Below are 19,469 nucleotides of genomic sequence, written 5' to 3'. Positions count from 1 at the left end.
CGTGTGCCAATAAATTTTTTTAGTCTTGTTCCAATTCTTTTTGAATTAGTTCGCGGATTTCATCCGGGAGTCGACGTGGTCGCATCTCTGCACTGATACATGCCAACTCAACCTCACCTGATGCAAGCATGATTTCACCACGATAAATATTTTGTTGCAATACAAATGATGAAGCTTTACATGAAATGACACGTGCCGTAACAGTAATTAAATCATCCATCAGGATCGGACGCATGTATTTGACATTAATTTTATGCACCACAAAATTGTAGTCTGTCTGATGCCAGTAATGGCTCACTCCAGCGGCACGTAACCATTCGGTACGGGTACGTTCCATATAGCGAATATGATTGGCGTGATAGACAATGCCACCCGCATCAGTATCTTCAATATAAACGCGGATATTGAATTCAAAGTGATTCGCCATAGTTTTGTTCCATGCAGATTTTCGAAATTTTTGCTTGTTTTTAGATGCAGGAGAGGGATTAGAATTTGCCGGATTCCTGCCAAAAGTCAAGCAATTTAGCGGTTCAAAGTTTAGCATTGTGAGTTTTGAGACCAATGGCACAAGGTGTCAAATCTGGAGAGAAGTCGCCAAGAAGAAGTACTGAGCGCTTAACAGCTCATTTATGAAACAGCAGCAGTTACTAAAATGCGCGAGTCCATGAAGTCGCGCATTTTAGTAATAGAAGATTAGCCTTTATTTTTCTGTTTCCAGTTGGCCTGAACCTGCTCAGCTACTTTTGGATAGTCCAGAATAAAACGGACATGGCTTTCGACCCCGGTTTTCAAGGTCGCATCATCGACAATGAAATTCGGGTTATGGTTGGGTGCGGCTTTTGCCGGATCTTGATCTGCCGGTGTAGCACCAACAAACACGAAGAGCGATGGCATGAGCTGGCCATAATAAGCAAAATCTTCACTGGCGCTGGCATTGTTGTCTAAAACATGCAATTTATCTTCACCATGCACGCTCGCCAATGTCGGGCGCATCAATTCAGTCAAGGTTTTATCATTGGTGGTCACTGGTGCATAAGGTGCAATTTCGACTTTCACCTTAACGTCATTGGCTGCGGCATTGTGTTCCAGCATTTTCGGCAAGTCTTTTAAAATGCCCTGACGTACATCTTCACTATTGGAACGAATAGTCCCGACCATATTGACCTGATCTGGAATGACGTTACCGGTAGTGCCGCCCTGAATACTGCCAATACTGACCACACCCATCCCTTTGGTCAGGTCGGCTTTACGGCTGATCAGGCTTTGTAAATTGGTCACCATCTGGGCAGAGGCATAAATTGGGTCTTTACCTGCCCAAGGCATGGAGCCATGCACCTGACTACCATTGATCTGAATACGTAAATGATCGGCACTGTTTAAAATCGCACCATCTTTGTAGAAGATATTGCCGCTTGGCATGCCTGCCATGACATGCATCCCGAAAATCATTTCAGGTTTTGGATTTTTTAAGGCACCGTCGGCAATCATTTTACGTGAGCCAATTTGATCGCCATGAGTGAAGTTATCAATATCTGCACCGCCTTCTTCAGCCGGCTGGAATACAAACAGCACTGTCCCCGCAATTTTATCTTTATTGGCGGCCAGAACTTTGGCTGCACCCAATAACATGGCGGTATGTGCATCATGTCCACAGGCATGCATCACATAAGATTCTTTGCCTTGATAAATGGCTTTTTGCTTGCTGGCGAAAGGCACGGGCGCAGTTTCTTTAATTGGCAATGCATCCATATCTGCGCGTAAGGCCATCACAGGGCCGGGTTTTACACCTTTTAATACACCGATTACACCAGTTTTGGCATAGCCTTTACGTACTTCAATGCCGTAGGATTTTAATTCTTTTTGGACCAGCTCCGAGGTTTTGAATTCCATATTGCCCAGTTCAGGATGCTGGTGGATATGTTGGCGTAATTTGATGGTGTGTGCTTCAGCAGCTTGTACAGAATCATCAATCCAGTCGGCCAGGCTGAACTGGCTACAGAAAAGAAGAGGAAGACAAAGGGATATCTGCTTATACATATTCATACTTCGGGAGAACCTTAAGAATTTGAAATGGTTAAAGTGATTCTTTAGGATGGCATACTGATCTAATTCGACCAAAACCCTCTAAGTATTTTTCGATACCTTAAAGGTATTTTGGGTGTTAATAGCTGTTCTCAAAAAGCTTTATTTGTTCTTTTACATTGTAAGAATATGTATCTAAATTGATTTTTTATATTTATAAGGTATGAAAACTATAAAAATTTCAGGCTAAAAAGGGATAAAAACGATTACCTCTATATCAATAATCTGAATGAAGTGAAGATTTTTTAAACCTCTTAAACTTATTTTGGCACTTAGATTGCATTCACTCTTTCGTAATATTTTTTATGACGGAAATTGAACACATGTTAAAACCTTTGGCTTTATCTCTGGCAGTGGCTTCAAGCTTAAGTTTTATTTCGACAAGTCTATGGGCTGAAGACTTTAAGATACTGAAACAGCTGGAAAATAAACCGACATTACTCAAAAGTGGTGAATATAAAGGTCATTATTATGTGCCGAGTACCTTAAATACGATTACTTGGGGTTATCTGCCAAATAAAGATGCAAAACCTGTCTTGACTGTCCCTTCAGGTAGCACAGTTACTTTCGATACAGTTTCGCATGAAGGGCTGCTGGAAGATCAAGGCCGCAATGCAGAGAAATATTTCACATCAAAAGGCGTCAAACCTGAGCATGTATTGGATGAAGCCAAGCTGATCACGAATTCCAAATTGAAACATGATTTCCATAAAGATGGACCACACATTATTACCGGGCCTGTCTATGTAGAAGGGGCAATGCCGGGCGATATTCTAAAGGTGGAGATTTTAAAAGTTGAACCGCGTGTACCTTATGGCGTGATTTCAAACCGTCATGGCAAAGGCACCTTACCCGAATTCCCGAAACGTCAGAAACATGAGCATGCATCTCCAGCCAATCCTGATGCTTATGGCAACTTGTCCATTTTTACCCCAATTGAGAAAAATGCGGATGGTGTATGGGAAGGCGTTTTAAAAACTGAATCTGGTAAAGCGATTCGTTTCCCGCTGAATCCGTTTATGGGCACGATGGGCGTTGCACCAAATACCAGTGAGCCTGTGCATTCTGTACCGCCATCATTTTATGGCGGGAATATCGACATCAATGAATTAGGTGCAGGCGCAACGGCTTATTATCCTGTACAAGTGCCAGGTGCTTTGTTCTATACAGGTGATAGTCACTTTGTACAAGGTGATGGTGAGGTGGCTTTAACTGCTTTGGAAGGATCGGCACGTGCGACTTTAAAATTCACTTTGCTTAAATCGGGCAAGGATAAAATTCCGGGTGCAGAGATTAAACAGCCGCTGGCTGAAAATGCTGAATTCTGGATTACGCCGGGTCTGGATGAAGACTTGGACGAAGCTATGCGTAAATCCACCCGTGAAGCGATTCGCTTCCTAGTCAATGAATATGGAATTTCGGAAGAAATTGCCTATGCTTACTTAAGTGCTGCCACTGACTTTGAAGTGTCTCAAGTGGTCGATCGAACCAAGGGTATTCATGCGATGATTCGTAAAGCGGATTTTAAGGAGTTTAAAAAAGAAGAGAAATAATTTCTTTATATAGTTTTTTGTTTTGTGCTTTTGCCAACTGATTCAGGCATGGTCAGTTGGCTTTTTATTTTGTAATGCTTTGAAAATGTTTACAATATGATAAATAAGTAATCTATTTGAAATATAAAGGGGTAACGTGTGGCAGAAGGAAATAATAATGAAGTGATGATTCAGCTGCCATGGACAGTGCCACAACAGCCTTTATATGCAACTCACATCGAAGCTGATTCCGAAAGTAAGAAGATTCCGCTTGATTTAAATGTAAGTTCTACTGATACGACAGCGATTTCATCATTTGCTTTATCGGTGATTATTGCACTAATTTTAGGTAGTCTGGCAACTTGGCTGGCTTATTGGTATGGACGTAAAAGTTTTCAACTCACAGAACTATCTTTTAAAGTAGTAAGTGAAGATATTAAAGAAGCAGCAGAATCTCATAGAAATATGACTAAACAACTTATAGAAAGTCAAGAAAAGTTAAAAAGAGTTGAATTACAAGAAGAATTTTATAGAGGTCGGAAACTTAAGTTAATAGACGATCTTGCTGTATTGAAACCATTAGTGCATAAATACATTACATTGTTAGGCTCTGTAGCTTTAGTATTAAATGATGTGAAAGACTGGTTCAAAAATAATGAATACGAAGATGTGCGTTCAGAATTAAGGAATTTAGAAGATGATATATTCCCTTTAATAGCTCGTATCAGTACTCATTTAAAAATGTTAGTAGAGGAAGATCATGAATTAGTATCTGAATGGGACGAATTTGAGCGTTATCTCACTCAGCTACAAATCATGTGTATTACCGCGGTAATTGATAAAGAAGGTATTGCTGATAGTTTCAAAGCTCTAAACATTGTAGTAGATTCTCTTATTAAAAATTTGAAATCTATATTCAATAAAAAAGCAGCCTAAGCTGCTTTTAATTCTCTATTTTATCTGTCTTTCGGCTCAGGTGGTGTCATTCCAAACTGCAAATACGCCATATTGGTGGCAATACGACCACGCGCGGTTCGCATCACATAACCTTGCTGAATCAGGTAAGGCTCAATGACATCTTCAAGCGTGCCTGAATCTTCCGCCATGGCAGCAGCCAAGGCTTCAATACCGGCAGGACCACCATCAAAACGCTCAAGCAACATTGACAAGTAACGACGATCGAGTGTGTCTAAACCATCTTTATCGACTTTGAGCATGTCCAAAGCACGTTGGGCCATATCCTGATTGATTTCCCCCGTTCCTTTGACCTGAGCGTAATCACGAACTCGACGTAACAATCGGTTAGCAATACGCGGTGTACCTCGTGAGCGACGGGCAATTTCTTTTGCGCCATCTCCAGTCATCGGTACATCCATCAAGTTGGCTGAACGTTTGACAATGTGGGTTAAATCTTCAACCGAATAAAACTCTAAACGCTGTACGATTCCGAAACGGTCACGCAGCGGAGAGGTGAGTAGACCGGCACGTGTGGTGGCTGCTACCAAGGTAAATGGAGGTAAATCCAGTTTAATCGAGCGCGCAGCAGGGCCTTCACCAATCATGATATCGAGTTGATAATCTTCCATCGCCGGATACAGGATTTCTTCAATCACGGGTGAAAGACGGTGAATCTCGTCAATAAACAGGACATCGCCTTCTTCCAGATTCGTTAGCATCGCTGCCAAATCACCAGCACGTTCTAGTACCGGGCCAGAAGTTGACTTGAGATTGCCACCCATTTCTCGGGCAATAATATTGGCCAATGTCGTTTTACCCAGACCTGGCGGGCCAAAAATCAAGGTGTGATCGAGGGCTTCTTCACGGCCACGGGCTGCGCCAATAAAGATTTCCATCTGCTCGCGGACCACCGGCTGACCGATGTAGTCATCGAGGGAAGTCGGGCGGATGGCGCGATCAAAATGATCTTCGGGTTTTTCAGAACCACTGATGAGACGGTCTTGCATATCTATTAACTTAATCTCTTTATTGAAGCTGTTTGATGCTGCGGAAACAGCCTCAAATAATGATTTGTGTTTAGTTGCCATTGTGTAGGCGTTGTTTTACTTTTGAAAGATCAAAAGTAACAAAAATCTTTTGTTGAACTGAGGGTGTGTCCTACACCCCAGTTCAACGGGCGACATCCTTGTCGCCATACATTTATCAAATTTGGGTTGATGGTGGACTACGATTTATCTATTCATCGACTTTAATGCAGCGCGGATAATATCGCTGGCTTCTGTAAATTCGCCTTTGGCGGCATTCACCAGTTTTTGTGCTTCAGCAGGCTTATAGCCCAAGGACTGTAATGCAGCTTCCGCTTCAGCCACGGCTGAATTGCCCATAAACTGAATCTGTGGTGCAGTTGAATTACTTGGCACAGCACTTGAAGCCATGGCTTTAAAGCGGTCACGCAATTCAATCATTAGGCGTTCTGCAGTCTTTTTACCCACCCCCGGAACCTTGACCAGAGTATTGATATCTTCATGTTCAACGGTGTGGATCAGCATTTCCACACTTAAAGTGGAAAGGATACCAAGCGCCATTTTCGGACCAACGCCGTTCACCTTTAATAAGGTACGGAAAATGGTTTTTTCCTGCGCATTGATAAAGCCATAAAGTAACTGGGCATCTTCACGAACAGCCAGATGGGTCCACAGGGTAATGTTCTGGCCTTTTTGCAACTGACAGAAAGTGGTTAAAGGAGTGTCAATCTCATAACCTACGCCGTTTACATTTAATAAAACAGTCGGTGCTTCCAGCGCCAGCACTTCCCCAATCAGGCATCCAATCATTTTTTATACATACTCAAATTTAATACAGGCATAGTAGTCAGCATTTTTGATAAAGGCAAAACTCTATCATTCAAATCCAGTGATTTTGCTGAGATTATCATCAGGCGCTCGTTCACATTAGAGTAACCCGGCTTTATTGCCATGCAGTTCCTGCGCCAGATTATAAGCCTGGTGATCAGAAAACTTGGAGACAATATCTAGCACCTGCATAATGTTGTCATAATGATCAGCACTAAACTGCGCACCCGAGCGTTTTAAAATAGCCATCAAACGCTGTTCCTTAAAGCTCAAGGTTTTGTGCGGTGTGGTCAGTGGAATAAAGGCATCCAGAATCGTTTGTAAACTTTGATGCGCGATAATTTCCAGACCGGCTTTTTGCGGATGTTCGAAGATCTTGTCTCGCGCCAGTTCTTTGGCCCGGTTAATGCCAATCTCAATGTCGGCACTACAATAACCCAGCAATGAACCTTGCAGTTGACCCATCAGAATTTCCTGCTGATGTCGGGCAAAGGCCGTGGTGACTTCATCTACCAGACGTTTCATCACCCGGCCACGTAGGGCCGCAATTTTTTGTTGCCAGGTGGTATTAGGCAGATTGATTTCTTCAGGTGTGCCATATTCTCCCAGCAAGTTTAGGAAAACTGGCTCGACTTCGGCATAACTGAGCATATTCAGGCTAATACCATCTTCCAGATCAATCAGGGCATAGCAGATGTCATCCGCAGCTTCTAAAAGATAGGTCAGCGGATGACGACAATAATGATATTCACCAAGCTGGATTAATCCTAGCTGTTCAGCAATTTCCTGCAAAATCTCTTTTTCAGACTGGTAACAACCAAATTTTGGACGTCGACTGGCCGGGGTGTTACCAGTCGGGTCAATGGCCTCAGAGAGCCACGGGTATTTAAGATAGGCACCGAGTGTGGCATAGGTCAGGCGCATGCCGCCATCATAAGGATGATAATCGATCTTGGTCAGCAGGCGCAGGCCTTGGGCATTGCCTTCAAACTGGCGGACATCGGCTTCCTGTTCAGGACTTAAATCTTTTAAAAAGTCGGTATGAGAAGCATCGTCAAACCATTCCCGAATGGCGTATTCACCGGCATGACCAAAAGGCGGGTTGCCAATATCATGTGCCAGACAGGCAGCCTGAATGATGGCACCGACATCAGCCGGAGAAATCCAGGCAGGTAAATTATCTCTGATTTTTTCGGCAGCCAGCATACCCAATGAACGCCCAATACAGGAGACTTCTAGTGAGTGGGTTAAACGGGTATGAATACCATCGTGCTGGGTCAATGGATGGACTTGGGTTTTGCGGTTTAACTGCCTGAAGCTTTGCGAAAAAATAATACGGTCATAGTCTTTATGGAACGGGCTGCGTGCCAGTTCAGTGCTCTGCTTTTTACTACCAATCCGAACTGTCGAAAGCAGTTCTAACCAACGCATTTGAGTCATTTATCATTATTCAGTGATCCACTATTTGCATCATGCCAAAAAACTAGCTCCTGCACTAGGGCAGTGCGACATGAATTGTCATGCTGCATATTGTTATTTCAGTCAGCTGGAAAAGACTGAAAATTAAAAATCAAAATCATTAAATGAACGATAAAAAAGCAGACTCAATGGCCTGCTTTTTGTTTAGGATGAAGAATCAAATTAGCTCTTCGCCATTTTTCTTGGCCTGTTGTGTGTCTTTATAGACATTCAGGCAAATCGTGAACAAGACCAGGCTTGCCACCAATGGCCAAAAAAGTACATATAGGGTCAATAATTGACTTGTCATCTGAAATCTCCTTATTTACTTTTCTCAGATAGCTGGTGAAATTCAATCACCATCTTGTTGATTTGCTTAAAATCAAATTTTTCTTTGCTGTAGAGTAGCGTCAACACAGTACATACCAACGCACTACTGCCATAAGCTGTCAGTGAGCTTAACAAGGTGCCGTATTCACGCAGGAAACCGATGGTCCATGGCATGAAGCCAATACTGGCCAATATGCCAACGACCAAGCCCACTTTCTTGCCGAAGAAACCAAAGGTCATCAGACCCAGCACAACACCAATCCCCAGGGTCGCAACGAGTTCAAAGCCAAGTGCGATCAATCCCTGAATCGGAAGCCATTCAAAACGTACAATCAGAAAGCTGAAAAATGCGAGGCCCACTGACCAGTTAAAGGCCCGGGCATTCACCTTGTCCCAATACAGGCTAACAATCACCGGGAATACAATAGAACCCCAAAGTGCACCCACAAAAATCAACATCGATAAAATGTCAAACTTTAAGGTGGCAATCACAATTCCAAGCATGGTGGCAACGATCATGGTCATACGGCCAATGAATAGCATTTTCTTTGGATCAGGGCTGTTTTTCGCAATCTGTTTGCCATAAATGTCCGTCATGACAATCGCAGACAGGGCAGACAGATCCGAGTCAGCGGTAGAAGACAGGGCTCCAATCACCATGATGAATAAAAGCGCGACCATAAATGGAGAAAGATAAGTCGCTGCCATTTGCGGAATCAGGTTATTCAGGTTGCCATCAATGGGCTGAATACCTGCAAATAACGCCAATAATCCAAGCATGCCTAGACCAATAACAATTGCAGCATAACCAATCGTTGCAGTAATAAAGCTTGGCTTAATCAGATCTTCACGGACTGCAAACAGGCGCTGGGCAATGGTCTGATTACCAATCGCGTAGGCCAATACGGCAACAAAAAACGGTGCACCTTGTTCCAGAAAGGCTGTTTTAGAGAAAAAATCCAGCTGTTCTGGTTGCAGGTTATGAATCCCGCTTTGAAACAGGGAAGGTCCACCTAAGGTGAAGAACAAGGTTGGAATAATGATCACAGCCGCGACAATCATCGCCACCAGTTGACCAAAATCGGTAAACACCGAAGAACGGAAGCCCGACCAGAGGGTATAGGACAGCACACCGATACCGGTAATCAGCACGCCATGGATAAAGCTTAAAGGAGATAAAATCTCAACCAGTGCCCCAGCGGCGGTAAAGTTCACCATCAGGCTGATCACGCTGCCCACAATATTGGAACCTGCCAGAATCATCTGGCTTTGGTTGCCATGCCGGGCATGCATAATTTCTGCCAAGGTGTGGGCATTAGGCGCCAGTTCACGAAAGCGCTTGCCAAAGGGATAGATAAATAAAATCATCAGCGCACCCCACAAACCATAGTGTAGGGCACCGGAAACGCCGTATGTATATCCGGATGAAGCTGCTGCATAAAACGAGGCGGCCCAGATCCAGGTGGCGGTCATACTGGCCGCAGACATTCCAAATCCGATGGAGCCATTCGAGACCATGTAGCCATCAACATTTTCATTTTTCTGTTTAATACGTAACGATAGTAAAAAAGTGATGCCATAGAAAAGCACCATCAATAGTACAGTTGCTGTACTAGTGAATTGAAACATACATACTCCTTAAGCGGGTCACCTTTTGTTTTTGAAAATTAAATCATTGGTGACAGATTAAGGCTCTAAAATAGACAGAGCAGTGAAGCTATAGAACATCAAAAAATTAGTGTCCGAATATAGAATTTATATTCATCTCTACAGCAGAAAGGAAAAACCATTGCCAGGCCCAGAATTTGGACAATTCCTCAGCAATTCGGCTAGAGCTTAACATAAAATCATCAAATTTACTGATGAAGTGTCTATTTGGTAAGATTCTTAGCTGATATAGACGTGTGGGCCTGTTATTCTGTTAGTTGAATAAAAAAGAAAATTTTCTATATTTTTTCAGCAATTACAAATATTTATTTTAAACTTTTCGAGTTAAATAAAACCTGAGAATACGGATTAAATAAAAAAGGTAACAAAATTTTATTATTAATCATTTCTTGATTATTTTTTTATATAAGCCTCATAATTCCTGGTAAATTTCCTCATAAATATAAGTGGTATTTTGCTATTTATATTGTGTTTTTTACGCATAATAGAGCTCATGAATAAATGATGAAATTTCAAAATATTGGATATGGTGGGGGATTTTGTCGATATATTTTTTGGTCTTTTAGATGAGTAAATTTCGCTTAATTATGATCTGAGAAGATAAAAATCAAATATAAAAAAATAAAAGGCCCAAATAAGAAACTTTATTTTTATTCTTTTAGAAGGTGAGAATGGATGTCCGGTTTTTCCCCCGCAGATGATGTCAGATTAAAATACCACTCAGTATTAATTATTCTTTCATAGAGGGGAGTAATTTGCCTCTGTTACTGTAATGGCGGAGATCAGCGGAGAACTGTTCCTTGTAGTACAGAAAACGGCAGAAGACCTTTAACCAGTTTTCTAATCTTAAAAGTCAAAGTTAAGAGTCAATCAAAATAATTAAAAACAGTCTGCAAAAATACGACTTTATGAAATCTTGTAATCAAGTATTTCATTTTGGCCTAAATCGGAGCTTTGACAGATCATGACAATAAAACCTGAATTTGATTTTGCACTGATTGTTGTTGAAAAATAATACAATTTTTATATAGAAAATTATTCTGAACCGGTTTTGATTTTTCTTTTAAAAAATGTGATAACCTGTGCGACTACATTCAATTTTCTTGCCTGAAAATAAACAAAATATTTTAAAAGTCCAAGATATTTCAGGCGTAGTTTTCTGCTTTGGCATCTAGCCGATTTCCTTATTTCACAGTAGAATATGCGCTCTCTCAAGTCACATTGTGGCATGGTTGTTCAGACCATCCCGTGGAGCCAAAATCAGCATGTTTATCGTTGCCGGTGCACCCGCACATTCTTCTTTTAAGAAAACTCAACTATTATCGCGTTTGACGTCAATTAGTTCTGTTCAATCAATTGAAAGTCAATGGGTCTACCTCTTTGACCAAGCGCTCAGCGAGCAACAACAGCAATCAGCTTTACAGCTTCTCAACGATGGTCAATCTTTTGAATTGCACCAGGCTGCAAGTGATGAAATCCAGATTTTAGTCACACCGCGCGTCGGAACCATCTCTCCTTGGTCCTCTAAAGCGACGGACATTTTCAAAAACTGTAATACGCCGGTTCATCGACTTGAACGCGGCGTTTTATTTACTTTGAAGGGCGTAAAAGAGCTTTCTAAAGAAGCATTGCAAGTACTTCACGACCGTATGACCGAAAGCGTATTCAATGCGATTGAAGATGCTGCGGTATTATTTGTGGAAACTGCGCCAAAACCACTGAACTCGATTGATATTCTGGGTGAAGGTAAAGAAGCACTGGTAAGAGCCAACAACGAGTTTGGTTTTGCATTGTCAATGGACGAAATTGATTACCTGACTGAAGCTTTCATCACGCTGGGTCGTAATCCGAATGACATCGAACTAATGATGTTTGCGCAAGCCAACTCTGAGCATTGCCGTCATAAAATTTTCGGTTCGGAATGGACGATTGATGGTGAAGTTCAGCCATTATCATTGTTCCAGATGATCAAGAACACCTATAAAGAATCACCAACAGATGTATTGTCGGCTTATAAGGATAACGCTTCGGTGATTGTTGGTTCAGATACCCAGCGTTTTTATCCAACTCAAGAAGACAACGGCCATCAGGTTTATAAATACAAGAGCCAAGCTGCTCACATCCTGATGAAAGTGGAAACCCACAACCATCCAACTGCGATTGCGCCATTTGCCGGTGCAGCGACAGGTTCAGGCGGTGAAATCCGTGATGAAGGCGCGACCGGTCGTGGTGGTAAACCGAAAGCAGGTTTAACCGGCTTTACGGTATCTAACCTGAATATTCCAGGCTTTGAACAGCCTTGGGAAGAAAACTACGGCAAACCATCGCGTATGGCATCGCCGTTACAAATCATGATTGAAGGCCCATTGGGTGGTGCTGCATTCAATAACGAATTTGGTCGTCCAGCTTTAAACGGTTACTTCCGTACTTTTGAACAAAACGTCAATGGCGATGTTAAAGGTTTCCATAAGCCAATCATGATCGCGGGTGGTTACGGAAATATCCGTCCAGATCACGTTGAAAAAGATCCGATTTTACCGGGTGATTTGTTAATCGTACTCGGTGGTCCAGCCATGCTAATCGGCCTTGGCGGTGGTGCTGCATCATCTGTAGACAGCGGTAAACTGGGTGAAAACCTGGACTTCGCTTCTGTACAACGTGAAAACCCGGAAATGGAACGCCGTTGTCAGGAAGTCATCGATACTTGCTGGCGCATGGAAGATGAGAACCCGATCGTTTCTGTACATGACGTCGGTGCGGGCGGTATCTCGAATGCCATGCCTGAACTAGTTAATGACCACGAGCTTGGTGCGGTGCTTGATCTGCGTAAGATCCCATCGCTTGAGCCAGGCATGTCACCAATGGAAATCTGGTCAAACGAAGCGCAAGAGCGTTATGTGCTTGCGATCCGTCCACAATCTCTACCGTTATTCGAATCGATCTGTGCACGTGAACGTTGTCCGTTTGCAGTACTCGGTGAAGCGACTGAAGCACGTCACTTAACTGTTGAAGATCCATTGTTCGGCAACAAGCCAGTGGATATGCCAATGCAAGTCATGCTTGGTGGTACACCGCGTATGAGCCGTTCATATGAAACTGCTCCGCGTAAAGGCGATGACTTTGATGCGTCTAAAGTGACTGATCTGAAAGATGCGATTTATCGCGTGATCAAGAACCCGACTGTGGCTTCTAAATCATTCCTGATCACCATTGGTGACCGTTCGATTACCGGTATGGTGGCACGTGACCAGATGGTAGGTCGCTGGCAGGTTCCTGTCGCGGATGCTGCTGTGACTACAACAAGTCTTGTTGGTTACACTGGTGAAGCAATGGCAATGGGTGAACGTCCTCCAGTAGCCTTGTTGAATCCTGCTGCTTCTGCACGTTTATCTGTGGCTGAATCGATCTCGAACATCATGTCTGCGAAGATTGAAAAAATCAGTGACATCAAATTGTCTGCAAACTGGATGGCTGCTGCGGGTCAACCGGGCGAAGACCAGGCATTGTTCGAAGGCGTGAAAGCCATCGGTATGGAAATGTGTCCTGCACTCGGAATCGCGATTCCAGTCGGGAAAGACTCATTGTCTATGCGTACGACGTGGAATGACGAAGGTGAAGACAAGTCTGTAACTTCTCCAATGTCAGGCGTAATCACTGCATTTGCACCAGTGACTGATGTACGTAAAACACTGACTCCTGAATTAAAAGATATTGAATCTGTACTGGTTCGTATTGATCTGTCTAAAGGTCAATTCCGTTTAGGTGGTTCGATCCTGGCGCAGGTGTATAAAGCAATCGGTTCTGTGACTCCTGATGTAGATAGCTTCGATGATTTCAAGGCATTCTTCGCATTGGTTCAAGACTGGAACAACCGTGGTCTGATCAAGGCATACCATGACATCGGTGATGGTGGTTTACTAGCGACTGTTGCAGAAATGATGTTCGCATCACGTCTGGGTGTAGCACTAGAAGATCAATCAACTGCAAGCTTATTTGCTGAAGAAATTGGCGCAGTCCTTCAAATCGCGAAAGCAGATTGGGAGGCACTACAAGCTGAAGTTGCAGCATCTACGCTTAAAGATGCAATTGCAGTGGTTGGTACTGTAAATACTACTGACCAATTGTCTGTAAACGGTCTGGTACTTGAACGTGCTGATCTGCAAGTGGCATGGACTGAAGTTTCTCATCAAATCCAGCGCCTGCGTGATAACGTACAAACTGCGGATCAGGAATTTGCCTTAATTACCGATAAAGCACACAAAGGTATTATTGCCCAACCAACATTCGACTTGAATGAAGCGATTGAAGCACCGTTCATTAACTTGCGTCGTCCAAATATGGCAATTCTGCGTGAGCAGGGTGTCAATGGTCATATTGAAATGGCGGCAGCTTTCGATAAAGTGGGCTTCAATACCGTTGACGTACATATGAGTGACTTGCTGGCAGGTCGTATCAGCCTAGATGATTTTGAAGGCCTGGTGACGTGTGGTGGCTTCTCGTATGGTGACGTGATGGGCGCTGGCGGCGGCTGGGCGAAATCCGTATTGTTCAATGCTAAATTGCGTGACCAGTTTGAGAAATTCTTTAACCGTCAAGAAACCTTCTCGCTGGGTATCTGTAATGGCTGTCAAATGTTGTCGCAATTGGCTCCATTAATCCCGGGTGCAGATGCTTGGCCACGTTTCCATCGCAATACGTCTGAAGTATTTGAAGCGCGCGCAGTGAACGTTCGTGTAGAAAAATCGAATTCAGTATTGTTACAAGACATGCAAGGTTCGATTCTGCCGATCGCTGTGGCGCATGGTGAAGGTCGTGCAGTTGCAACGGCGGAAAACTTTGCTGCATTGAATGCATCGAATCAGGTTGTTCTACGTTATGTAGATAGCCATGGCAATGCAACTGAACAATATCCGTTGAACCCGAACGGTTCACCAGAAGGTATTACCGGTGTAACCTCTCAGGATGGTCGTGCAACGATTATGATGCCGCACCCTGAACGTAACTTCCGCGCGCTCCAGCATTCCTGGAAACCAGAAGACTGGGATCAAGACGGTGCTTGGTTACGTATGTTCCGTAATGCACGTAAATTTATTGGCTAATTGATATAATCAAGAATTAAAAAAGCCCCGAAAGGGGCTTTTTTAATAAGCAAATTATAGATTTATAGGTGATTAGATATAGAATTGAAAAAGATTAAAAAATGAATAAAGAGTCCTCAAATGTCCGATTTAATTGAAAAAGTTTTACTTTTACAAGAATTGCTAATAGCTAGAGCTACTGATACTTATGAAAAAGGTTCTTCAGAGGCATTTATGCAGCTTAGACAAGAGTTACTGACATTTAAAAACTTTTATGAATATATTCCATTTTTTATTAAAGACACACGCACATTAGATGAATTTGAAGCTAGGATTAAGTGGGATTTTGAATCTTACGCTGAACGTGAAAATTATATTTATTCGGAATTTAAAGAATTATTTAATGTATTAGAAAGTCTAGATGTTCCTCCATTGGATCAGGTAGTACAGTTGAAGATTGCTGAATTAAGCTCGGATTATATACATCAAATATGGCAGAAAGCATTAGAGCGAAGAAGTACAGATCCCGAAGGTGCGATTACATTAGCTCGAACACTTTTAGAATCGACCTGCAAATATATTCTTGATGAATACGAAGTCGGTTATGGCAATGCTCCAGATATAAATCAACTGTATAGATTGGTGAGTAAAGAATTAAACCTTGCTCCATCTCAACATACGGAGCAGACTTTCAAACAAATTCTCGGAGGATGTAGTTCCATCATTGAAGGTTTAGGATCATTGAGAAATAAAGTGGGTGATGCTCATGGGCAAGGTAAAATAAACTTTAAACCTTCTCCAAGACATGCAGAATTAGCAGTGAATTTGGCTGGTACAATGTCCGTGTTTTTATTCTCATCTTGGAAATTAAAACAAGGTGAATGAATTTTTTATTATAAATATTGTTTTTAAATAGTATCTTAATTTTACTGTATGGAAAAATTAAAATAAATTCACTAACATAGGATTATTCAACCACCAATTTGGTGGATTTTTGCTTTTTAAGCATTCTGATTTTTTAATTTTTTTTCTTCCTGCTGAGTTGGTTTAGATTTTGCTTTTATATTGTATATAAAGTGCTATGGTATGTTTTATGCACAACTTTATTGCACTATAAAAGAAAGATGGAATAGATCGGTTCAGTATCAATTCTCAAAGATGAGGTGATGACATGGCTAAAACACTTAGAATAATGGATAAGGCGGCAATGCGTCAGAAAGGCTGGATGTTGTTTTGTATTGTTGTAGGACTACAAATATTGTTCGTTGTGGGCAGTTACTTGCTGCAGGGTTCTTGATCATCAGCTTTAAGAAAGCCCCCATTAAGGTGGCTTTATAATTTAAATAACCAATTGAACCTGCTTCAATACCGCCTTTAACGTATTTTCATAATCAAAAGCTTTATTAGTACTGTCCTGATAACGCCAAGCCACATAACCATCCGGACGAACCAGCACAGCACCAGATTCATGAATTTCAGATTTGCTGTTCCACGTCCCATACACATCACGGTAGTCACGAGAACCAATTTGAATCACATCCAGATAAGGTAAGTTCAATGCTTCAGCTGCCTGTTTCCAGCCTTTACCCGATAAACCTGTCAGCAGAGTAAAACGACCCTTACCGGTAATATCCAGCGTGGACTGCTTTTGACCTTTGGCATTGATCAGCTAGGTATGTGGAATTTTAGCGCCTGGCCGAGTCGTTGCCTGTAAATAAAGCTGTTCATCTTTTTCAAACACTTCCGGCTCAGACTCACCAATTAAAGCATTTGAGTTGTAACGCTGGTTCAGTTCTACACCTTGTGCATTAAATTCGAAGTTTTTAATTTCCAAAGCTTCAAACAGTTTTTTGCGGATTTCAGCACCTTGCTCATCTTCTGAAAAAATACGTTCCAGCATTTGTTTTTGTGTAGTCACACCATTGTCAAAACCAAAGACTTCTTTCAGGTATTTATAATCAAAACGTGACTGGTTCGCACGCGCTACAATCTGCTTGCCGACCGGTGCACGCTCGGTGGTATAGGAATCCAGCAGGGAAGGTGCAGCCCAGCCTTTTACCGCGTATGCCAGTTTCCAGCCTAGATTAAAGGCATCCTGCATGCAGGTATTTGAACCTAGGCCACTCGATGGTGGATGACGGTGTACTGCATCACCACCCCAGAACACTCGACCTTTAGAATATTCAGTGGCCCAGGTCTGGTTCACATACCAGTACGATAATTTCTGGATTTCAACTTCTTCGACTTCAGTACCAACAAAAGCATTCAGGCGGGCACGGACCTGTTCTTCAGTAACTTGTGGTTCGCCTTTGGAAATGTCAAAGCCCCAACCCATGATCCATTCATTCCATGGCGTAATGGCACGTAACAATCCCATACCGAGATCGCCAAAGCTGGCTTCAGGATTCACGATCCATTGCAGAATCGCAGGACGGTGCTGAACGTATTGAGAAAGATCAGCTTTAAAGGTCACATAGACGGTACCGGCACGTGCCATCACGCCTTCCAGTGGCAAGCCGAGCTGTTCCAATACACGAGATTTAGCACCATCCATACCCACCAGATATTTTGCTCTTAAGCTAAATTCAGTATTGGTAATGCGGTTCAGGAAAGTAGCAGTCACGCCATCTTCGTCCTGCACATGTGACAGGTATTCAGTATTGAAGTTATAAATTGCACCACGTTCACCGGCATTTTTCACCAGTAAAGCTTCCATTTTTGGCTGAATCAGATCGACTAATGGACATGGACTGCCTTGGATATAGTCACCATGACGTTCATCACCGGTACCCCATGCACTTAAACGGGCGATTTCTTCGCCGACCAGACTGGTGGTAATCAGGCTTTCACCCATCTGTTCCCATGGTGTTGCAATCTCTTTAACCTGTTCTTCAATACCTAAATCACGTAATACTTCCATGGCACGCTGATTGGTAATATGGGCACGCGGACTATTGGCCAGCCAGCTAAACTGGGTAAACAGTTGTACCTTGATACCATAATTCGCCAAAGCCAAACCTAATGTTGAACCTGCAGGACCGGTACCAATGATCAGAACATCAGTGTCATAGTGTTGTGTCATACAAGACTCCATGTGTATAGGTGAAGAACAAGCTATCTATATAATCAGGCAGTCTAGTAAAACAGGATCTGTTGATATATCGATATTCATATAAACTATCGACCTATTCTTATTTGCAATACGTGGGTCATAATCTTAAGATGCTGACCTGATCAGAAACCGGGCAGGCTATGGAACTTCGACATTTACGCTATTTTATTACTGTGGCGCAGCAACAAAGTTTTACCAAGGCTGCCGAAAAACTGTTTACCGCTCAGCCGTCATTAAGCCAGTAAATTAAGGATCTGGAGCAGGAAGTAGGCGTCATGCTGTTTGATCGTTCATCGAGAAAAGTCAAACTCACCGATGAAGGGCAGGCTTTTCAGATCTATGCCGAAAAAGCACTGGAAAATGCTAAACTGGCAGTAGCAGCAGCGCGTCAGGTTGCGCAGCAGAAAAATAACCAGATTCACATTGGCTTCCTGAATGTCGCAGAAATAAAAGTGATGCCACAGATTCTGGCCCAGCTTAAAAAAACCATGCCGGACTTAAAAATCCATCTGCATAGCCTGACCTGTATGGAACAGATTCAGTGGCTAAAAAATGCTGAACTGGATTTATGTATTACCCGCTTTCATCTGGACCATCCAGATTTTGAGAATATTCATTTATTAACCGAGCAAATTTATCTGATAGCCGCTCAGCACTTACATTCTACAGATCGAATCCTGAAATTACAGGAACTAAAAAACCATAATATAATTATGTGTGAGCAGAATGCTTCACCAGTATTTTATGAAAAGCTGGATAGACTACTCTGCATTGATCAGCTTGAGCATGAACAGCTGTTGTGGGTGACAAATGTCTTGCAACACATCAATCTGACCAATATGGGAATGGGCTTTAGTTTTGCGCCTGAATATTTACTGCGGTTTTTGAATGATCATGTGAAAATTGTCCAGACTGATCAGGCACTGCCAAAACTGGGCTTGTATGCAACATTTAACAAGAATTCCCAAAATCCTGCATTGAAGATGATTACCCAAGCCCTTAACAATACGACAAGTATCTGAATTGCAGGAAGGAATATATGTTAAAGCTGATTTATTACGTACCGGATGAAAATTTGGAAGACACCAAGAATGCGATATTTGCAGCAGGGGCAGGCGGCATTGGTGAGTATACGGACTGTGCCTGGCAGGTTTTAGGAACCGGACAGTTTAAGCCGCAGGAAGGTGCAGATCCTCATATTGGTGAAGTGGGTAAACTGGAACAGGTGGAAGAATGGCGGGTAGAAATTCTGGTGCCTGATGAAAAGGCAGTCGATGTGGCCAAGGCGCTGAAAGAAAGCCATCCTTATGAAGAGCCAGCTTTTGAGTTTATTCAACTTCTGGATATCAAAGTCTAAAATTATAAAATTGATGCTCTGCTGCGGCGCGTTTGACTTGGC

General features: G+C 42.5%; 13 protein-coding genes and 2 pseudogenes. 7 read left to right on the top strand and 8 right to left on the bottom strand.

All coding sequences use genetic code 11. The features are described 5' to 3' along the window. Positions 1-19: 19 nt before the first annotated feature. Together ybgC and FTV08_RS00545 are read right to left on the bottom strand one after the other, a co-directional pair. Complete coding sequence (gene ybgC / locus FTV08_RS00550) at positions 20-427, bottom strand: tol-pal system-associated acyl-CoA thioesterase (RefSeq protein ID WP_004645668.1); 408 nt, start codon at positions 425-427, stop codon at positions 20-22. A 266-nt stretch (positions 428-693) separates the two neighbouring features. Then, positions 694-2,037, bottom strand: a complete 1,344-nt coding sequence (locus FTV08_RS00545) for an amidohydrolase (RefSeq protein WP_180086492.1) — start codon at positions 2,035-2,037, stop codon at positions 694-696. A 368-nt stretch (positions 2,038-2,405) separates the two neighbouring features. On the opposite strand from FTV08_RS00545, the gene FTV08_RS00540 reads away from it, so the two are divergent. Continuing rightward, positions 2,406-3,635 (top strand): acetamidase/formamidase family protein, encoded by a 1,230-nt coding sequence (locus tag FTV08_RS00540; RefSeq protein WP_180086227.1) that lies wholly within the window; start codon positions 2,406-2,408, stop codon positions 3,633-3,635. 138 nt (positions 3,636-3,773) lie between these two features. Further along, positions 3,774-4,550: a hypothetical protein gene (locus FTV08_RS00535; RefSeq protein ID WP_180086225.1), complete on the top strand. Its 777-nt coding sequence runs from the start codon at positions 3,774-3,776 to the stop codon at positions 4,548-4,550. A gap of 20 nt (positions 4,551-4,570) precedes the next feature. On the opposite strand, the gene ruvB is transcribed toward FTV08_RS00535, so the two are convergent. The 5 genes from ruvB to FTV08_RS00515 all read right to left on the bottom strand — a co-directional run bounded on the left by ruvB (position 4,571) and on the right by FTV08_RS00515 (position 9,841). Then, complete coding sequence (ruvB, locus tag FTV08_RS00530; protein ID WP_180086223.1) at positions 4,571-5,578, bottom strand: Holliday junction branch migration DNA helicase RuvB; 1,008 nt, start codon at positions 5,576-5,578, stop codon at positions 4,571-4,573. Between the two features lie 225 nt (positions 5,579-5,803). Then, positions 5,804-6,406, bottom strand: coding sequence for a Holliday junction branch migration protein RuvA (gene ruvA / locus FTV08_RS00525; RefSeq protein ID WP_180086221.1), 603 nt, complete (start codon positions 6,404-6,406; stop codon positions 5,804-5,806). A 117-nt stretch (positions 6,407-6,523) separates the two neighbouring features. Further along, positions 6,524-7,864 carry a deoxyguanosinetriphosphate triphosphohydrolase gene (locus tag FTV08_RS00520; protein ID WP_180086219.1) on the bottom strand — a complete coding sequence of 447 codons (1,341 nt, stop codon included), beginning with the start codon at positions 7,862-7,864 and terminating at the stop codon, positions 6,524-6,526. Positions 7,865-8,060: 196 nt separating this feature from the next. Further along, a complete protein-coding gene (locus tag FTV08_RS16090) occupies positions 8,061-8,192 on the bottom strand; it encodes a putative transporter small subunit (RefSeq protein WP_004645659.1) in 132 nt (43 codons plus the stop codon). 11 nt (positions 8,193-8,203) lie between these two features. Then, positions 8,204-9,841, bottom strand: coding sequence for a hypothetical protein (locus tag FTV08_RS00515; RefSeq protein WP_004731722.1), 1,638 nt, complete (start codon positions 9,839-9,841; stop codon positions 8,204-8,206). A gap of 1,304 nt (positions 9,842-11,145) precedes the next feature. Here FTV08_RS00515 and purL point away from each other — a divergent pair. The 3 genes from purL to FTV08_RS16145 all read left to right on the top strand — a co-directional run bounded on the left by purL (position 11,146) and on the right by FTV08_RS16145 (position 16,255). After that, positions 11,146-14,979 (top strand): phosphoribosylformylglycinamidine synthase, encoded by a 3,834-nt coding sequence (gene purL, locus FTV08_RS00510; RefSeq protein ID WP_180086217.1) that lies wholly within the window; start codon positions 11,146-11,148, stop codon positions 14,977-14,979. Between the two features lie 120 nt (positions 14,980-15,099). Beyond that, positions 15,100-15,843, top strand: coding sequence for an abortive infection family protein (locus tag FTV08_RS00505; RefSeq protein WP_180086215.1), 744 nt, complete (start codon positions 15,100-15,102; stop codon positions 15,841-15,843). 286 nt (positions 15,844-16,129) lie between these two features. Continuing rightward, a complete protein-coding gene (locus FTV08_RS16145) occupies positions 16,130-16,255 on the top strand; it encodes a KGW motif small protein (RefSeq protein ID WP_004645654.1) in 126 nt (41 codons plus the stop codon). A 42-nt stretch (positions 16,256-16,297) separates the two neighbouring features. Here FTV08_RS16145 and FTV08_RS00500 read toward each other — a convergent pair. Continuing rightward, positions 16,298-18,040 (bottom strand): annotated as a pseudogene (locus FTV08_RS00500) (FAD-dependent oxidoreductase). Positions 18,041-18,210: 170 nt separating this feature from the next. Between FTV08_RS00500 and FTV08_RS00495 the strand changes: the two are divergent. Next, a pseudogene (locus FTV08_RS00495) lies at positions 18,211-19,092 on the top strand (LysR substrate-binding domain-containing protein). A gap of 17 nt (positions 19,093-19,109) precedes the next feature. Further along, positions 19,110-19,427: an NGG1p interacting factor NIF3 gene (locus FTV08_RS00490; protein ID WP_180086213.1), complete on the top strand. Its 318-nt coding sequence runs from the start codon at positions 19,110-19,112 to the stop codon at positions 19,425-19,427. Positions 19,428-19,469 lie beyond the last annotated feature (42 nt).

The organism is Acinetobacter sp. YH12226, assembly GCF_013417805.1.
Taxonomy (GTDB): domain Bacteria; phylum Pseudomonadota; class Gammaproteobacteria; order Pseudomonadales; family Moraxellaceae; genus Acinetobacter.
This window is presented reverse-complemented; position numbering and strand designations above follow the sequence as displayed.